General features: G+C 36.8%; 6 protein-coding genes and 2 pseudogenes. All 8 read left to right on the top strand.

Annotated features, from left to right (window positions below; genetic code table 11):
- Positions 1 to 720, top strand: a pseudogene (locus tag SORDD05_RS08285) (hypothetical protein); the annotation flags it as partial.
- Positions 698 to 1,540: a hypothetical protein gene (locus SORDD05_RS08280; protein ID WP_038804225.1), complete on the top strand. Its 843-nt coding sequence runs from the start codon at positions 698 to 700 to the stop codon at positions 1,538 to 1,540. The pseudogene SORDD05_RS08285 and the gene SORDD05_RS08280, both read left to right, overlap by 23 nt.
- Positions 1,540 to 1,851: a DUF4176 domain-containing protein gene (locus SORDD05_RS08275; protein WP_038804224.1), complete on the top strand. Its 312-nt coding sequence runs from the start codon at positions 1,540 to 1,542 to the stop codon at positions 1,849 to 1,851. The genes SORDD05_RS08280 and SORDD05_RS08275 overlap by 1 nt, the downstream gene beginning before the upstream one ends.
- A gap of 113 nt (positions 1,852 to 1,964) precedes the next feature.
- Positions 1,965 to 2,543, top strand: coding sequence for a DUF4176 domain-containing protein (locus SORDD05_RS08270; protein ID WP_038804223.1), 579 nt, complete (start codon positions 1,965 to 1,967; stop codon positions 2,541 to 2,543).
- Positions 2,533 to 3,876 (top strand): T7SS effector LXG polymorphic toxin, encoded by a 1,344-nt coding sequence (locus tag SORDD05_RS10285; RefSeq protein ID WP_227698166.1) that lies wholly within the window; start codon positions 2,533 to 2,535, stop codon positions 3,874 to 3,876. The genes SORDD05_RS08270 and SORDD05_RS10285 overlap by 11 nt, the downstream gene beginning before the upstream one ends.
- A gap of 3 nt (positions 3,877 to 3,879) precedes the next feature.
- Positions 3,880 to 4,641, top strand: coding sequence for a hypothetical protein (locus tag SORDD05_RS08260; protein WP_038804222.1), 762 nt, complete (start codon positions 3,880 to 3,882; stop codon positions 4,639 to 4,641).
- Positions 4,634 to 4,903 (top strand): DUF4176 domain-containing protein, encoded by a 270-nt coding sequence (locus tag SORDD05_RS08255; RefSeq protein ID WP_001039458.1) that lies wholly within the window; start codon positions 4,634 to 4,636, stop codon positions 4,901 to 4,903. The genes SORDD05_RS08260 and SORDD05_RS08255 overlap by 8 nt, the downstream gene beginning before the upstream one ends.
- Before the next feature lie 105 nt (positions 4,904 to 5,008).
- Positions 5,009 to 5,209: pseudogene (locus SORDD05_RS09925) on the top strand (DUF4176 domain-containing protein); the annotation flags it as partial.
- Between the last annotated feature and the right edge of the window lie 106 nt (positions 5,210 to 5,315).

Genomic DNA, 5,315 nt, shown 5'->3' with positions numbered 1-5,315 from the left:
AGAACGATCTCTCTTGCTTCCCATGGGAATGGCGGTAAGAAACCTCAGGAACTGATTGATTTCTTGAAAGGGAATGAAGTTACGTTTGAGAAGGAGATAACAGTATATGACGATGGTCAGCACTATCTCAAGAGTAAAATCCAGATAAAAGGGCACTTTAAAGGGGAAAGTGCCATCACTTTTAACACTAAATATAAAGATGGTAAGTTAAGTCAAGAAGGAGAGTATAGCGTTGGAGGTTTGAGTACAGATTTCCTAGATGAAAAAGCCAATTATAAGACGAAGATAGGGCTAAAGGACTATTCTATAACGGGTGAGTTCAGTCTAGCAGACAAGATTAGTTCAAGCTACGGGAGACTCGCACCCAACCTTTCTATTGGCTTTGGCTATAAGAATCGCTCTCTTGAGGTTGGAACTAAGTCAGAGAATGGTTATCGTGTTTCCTATGTTAAAGAACATAACCAGGTCAAACAAGACTATGCGACAGTTAAGACGACCACTGAAACAGGGGTGAGAAGTGTGGATCATGGAGAACAGATATTAAAAGCGGGGAAAGTAGTAGTTGCTACAGTTTTTGTTATGGGTGCTTTAATTTATGGTGTTACAGTTAGTGCATCTACATTTGGATTTGGAGCCTCGATAGCGGCTCCAGTAATAGCGAGCGCCTTTTTATATTTAAGTTCTACAATGGAGGATAATGATGAAAGAAATATTAAATAACTATTCGTTGAAAATATCTGGATTTGAAATTCCAAAATTATATAATTTGACAAAAATAGTATACATTTGCTTATTTCCTATAGTTTGTCTAGCATTTATAGGCATGGTTGTTGAATTATTTAAAGGTGGGGAAATGAATTTTATGAAATTCATTACTTATACGGTAGTATGTTTTGGGTTTGAGACACTGCTTTCATTAAATAATAAACTGGTTAAATTAGCTGTAGATAATATCTTTTTGACGGATATTAATTTCGACAAGCACATAAGTTATTATCGTTATGTGGCTGAACACTCAGTCAAGTCTCAACAACTGTTTAATAATGCAAATTGTTTACTAGCTATTGCCCAAGCGTCATATTACCAAGGAAAGTTTGAAGAAACACTTGATAATTTGGAACGAATAAATTTTGAGGATAAAAATTTTAATAAGAAATTTGAGATCCAATTGTCCACAGCTTACTTTAAGATTCTTTCTCTAATCCATGCTGATAAAACAGAAGAAATTTCGAACCAAATTGATATGTTAGCTACATTAAAAGCTCGAACAAATTCTCAGGTTACTAGGCAGACGAATGCAATAAACATAGTAAAAGCTATAGAGGATCTTGTTTTAAATAAAATATCAAATGACTATTTCGATACCACTGAACCCGAAAATAAATTAGCTCGAATCATGTTTTCTTATTATGGAGCTCTCAACGCCCAATTAAAAGGAGATGAAGCTCGTACTCGTAGTTTGTTTGAAAGCATCGCCCATGAAAATCCAGAACTCTTTTATGTTCAGGAAGCTCAGAAATATTTAGAAGGAGAAAACTGATGTCAGAACGTACGGCTTTACCGATTGGAAGTGTTGTTCGAATGAGAGAAGGTGTGGAGCCTGTCATGATTGTTAATCATTGTCCAGTTACTGAAAAGGACGGTAAGCAAGGTTATTTTGATTTTGGAGCTGTCAGTCTTCCACTAGGACTCATTAATCAAAACATTATCTTCTTTAACAAGGAGGATATAGATGAGGTTCTATTCTTTGGCTACATCGATCGTAGATTTCAAGACTTTTTGAGTCGTTATGATGAGGAAGTTTCAAAAATCACCTATGACCACTTCACCATAGAAGACTTCAAAAAATGACATACAAATCCTAGGATTCCATTCTAGGATTTTCTATATGATGAGAAAATGTTATAATGAAGATTAAGTAGACTGGTCACTGATGTAATCTATCTGAAAAGTATCAGGAAGTATTGACAGCGGTAGCGATGACCTTATCAGGACATCCAGATGTTTTTAGAGCCTGTTATATAGCTTTTATGAATGACGAACCTAGTTATCATTATCATCCAATGATAGGTGCGCCGTTGGAGTTTTTCTATGAAAAAGAACTCGTGCGAATTCGGCGTCTCCAAGAAGAAGTCACCTTACCTCGTTCGCTTTTTATCCAGTATGCTTCCTATGTGGATCTCTGTTTAAGTCGTATCTATCCTTTAGGTAGTGTTGTCGAACTTGATCGTGAACTTCTTCCTAAGGACTTGGTTGAGTCATTTGAAAGCGAGCAGATGGACTTTTTTGTAGTTCTTTCAGGTCGTCGAGTTGATTTGGCAAATGGCCATTATGTGGACTACATCGGTCATGGCTATCCATTTGGATTACGCTTTGACACTTCACCCTTGTTTTTAAGCAATCTCTTGATTAAGAGAGTAGTATCAGAAGGGTATTCGGATACCGTGGATGAACACTACTGCCAAGAAGCTCTGCGTAAGGACTATCTAGACGCAGGATTGATTTCCAGTGTTTACGCAGAGGAGGAAGTGAATGAAGATTGATGTATCCGAAGTTCGAGTTCAAAAAGAGTTGTTAGTTATTTCGGTAAATAGTATCAAGGAACAGCTGTCTGTTTCGAGAAGCCGTCTATCAGAGGTCGTTTCAACCGATAGCCTCAAAGGAGCAGTGAAGGATGCCATTAACCAGAAGGTGACCAACTATCAGATACCACTGGTTGATAACTATGTCAATGCCCTAGATAGCATTGTCAGTCGCTATGATGGACTTGTGAAGCTCTTCCAAGACACGGTGTCAGAGACCGACAACAGTGCCATTATTAAGACAGAATACCTAGAACGCATCAAGCAACGGATGAAAGATCCGATCGAGGGATTGAAGAGCAGTTCCAGTAAGACGAAAAATATCTATGCAGGGATAAGTGATATCCTAACGTTAACGAATCCAAGCTTGGATAGTGTGAATACGAGCTATAATCAAGCAGTCAAGAGTTTAGATGATACCATAAAGAATATGGAAACTTTTAATCAACTTGTTGGAGATAGTAGCTTTACAGATTTGATAAATGTTCAAAATAAGCAATTAAAGTTTCTCGCCCTTCATTCAAGTACTCCATTTACCGAATACGCGGCAAGAACTTATTATCGTAGTACAAGTTTTAAAAACGATGTTGCAGAATATACTAAGGCCGTGCATAGTGGAGGAAAGAAAGTCGAGTTACAGAATGATTTAGCCAAACGATTAGCTGAGTCTAAGTATAGCGGAGAAAAAGTTAAGAAGCTTCCACCGGGAGTTGTGGTTGATGATGATTTTTCTGATTTAGATATGGGATTTGAAGCTTATGCTGGGAAAACTACTGCAGGTGATACGAATTTAGGCGGAGAAGTTTCGGTACTTAAGGCAGATGTTTCTGCTGGTGTAATCAAATCATTAGCTTCTGCTAAAGAAGGTAAGAAAGATGTCTCAAAAAATAAAAAAAATTCTCAAAAATATGGCATTGGAGCTAAAGCTAAAGCTAAAATTACTGGCGCTGAGGCGGAAGGGCATGCTCGCTGGGGAGATGATAGTAACGATATCCATGCAAAACTTTCTGGCTCTGCATATACAGCTTCGGCAGATGCAAGCGGAGAAATTGGTTTTTTTACTAATAGGGAAGGAAAACTAAAGGGAGGAGTCCAATTAGAGGTGGGAGCTGATGCTTATATTGTAGAAGGAGAAGCTAAAGCTGGATTTAAAATATTTGGTCTTACGATTGATGTAAGTGCTTCTGCCGGAGTGGGTGTTTCTGCTAGGGCAAAAGTGGGAGTAACAACTGAAAAAGCAGAGGCAAAAATGAAACTAGGACCATTTGGCTTGGGCTTATCAATAGGGTGGTAAAACATGGAAATACAATTACAATTACGGGGAAACTCAGAGGGATTAATTCTTCAGTCAAAACTACCTGATGAAGAACATTGGACTGAAAGGATTGAAATCGTTCAAGAAGAGGCAGGATACCGTCTATATGCAACAGATTTAGAAATTCTTGTCTTGAAAGAATCAGAATTCATTTCTCCAAAGAAAAGAATAGTCGCTAGAGGGTTAAATAAGGATTTGATTTATTCTGAAGAAGAAAGATTTGGTCACTTATGGGAACAAGCATACTGGCATGGAGTTTTTCAATCCAATTTAAATAACTATGAAATGACGTGTGTAAGTTCAGGTAGTAAAGGAGATATTCTACCTGTCACAAAAGATGGCATTCCGATTGCCGTTTATGCTGCAAGTAATATTGCCATTGCTGGAAAGAGAAATTTTTCTCTCTATACTGAAAATATTGACGAAATTGATAATTTACTGATGTTGTTTGTAGTTGATTATATTAGGGGATATGACTTTTTAGATATTGATTCTTTATCTGCAAGATATCGTTTCTTTTATCAATTCACTGATCGCTCATCTATAACGCAGGAACATTTAGATATGCTTCCAGAGGCTAGAAGACCTTCCAAGATAGAGGCGTCTATTATTTATTTTTTATCAGCCTTCCTTGTTATAGGTGTAAGCTTGGTATCATTACGACCTTTATTCTTATTTTTAGTAGTACTACTGATACATTTTATTTATAATATAATAAAGAATTGGAGAAATAGAGATGAATAAAAATTGGTTGCCACTGGGAACAACTGTTTTATTAAAGAATGGGACTCAACCTATTATGATTGTCGGGCGTTATCAACAGAATAGTGAAGGGAAAGTTTTTGATTATTCTGGGGTCCTAAACCCTCAAGGGTTTGAAGATTCTCAGTCAATGTATTTGTTTGATGCTGAGAAAATTGATCAGGTGTTATTTAAAGCTCACGTAACAGAGTTTGAGAAAGAGTTTATCACAAGATTAGAAGAGTTCATTTCTAGCGATAAATAGGTCTGGTTTTTATTAACAGCTTGTGAAAACTTTCGTTACTAAAAAAATAAATAATGAAGGAGTAGTATGAGGTTGTTTTGATAAACTGAAAAGGACGGCAAGCAAGGTTTTTTTGATTTTGGAGCGGTCAGTCTTCCACTAGGGCTTATTAATCAAAACATTATCTTCTTTAACAAAGAGGATATAGAGGAGGTTCTATTCTTTGGCTATATTGATCGTCGATTTCAAGACTTTTTGAGTCGTTATGATGAGGAAGTTTCAAAAATCACCTATGACCATTTCACCATAGAAGACTTCAAAAAATGACATACAAATCCTAGGATTCTATTCTAGGATTTTCTATATGGTGAGAAAATGTTATAATGAAGATTAGGTAGACTGGTCACTGATATAACCTGCCCATCCAGGCCTG

It is taken from the genome of Streptococcus oralis, from assembly GCF_001578705.1.
GTDB lineage: Bacteria > Bacillota > Bacilli > Lactobacillales > Streptococcaceae > Streptococcus > Streptococcus oralis_J.
This window is presented reverse-complemented; position numbering and strand designations above follow the sequence as displayed.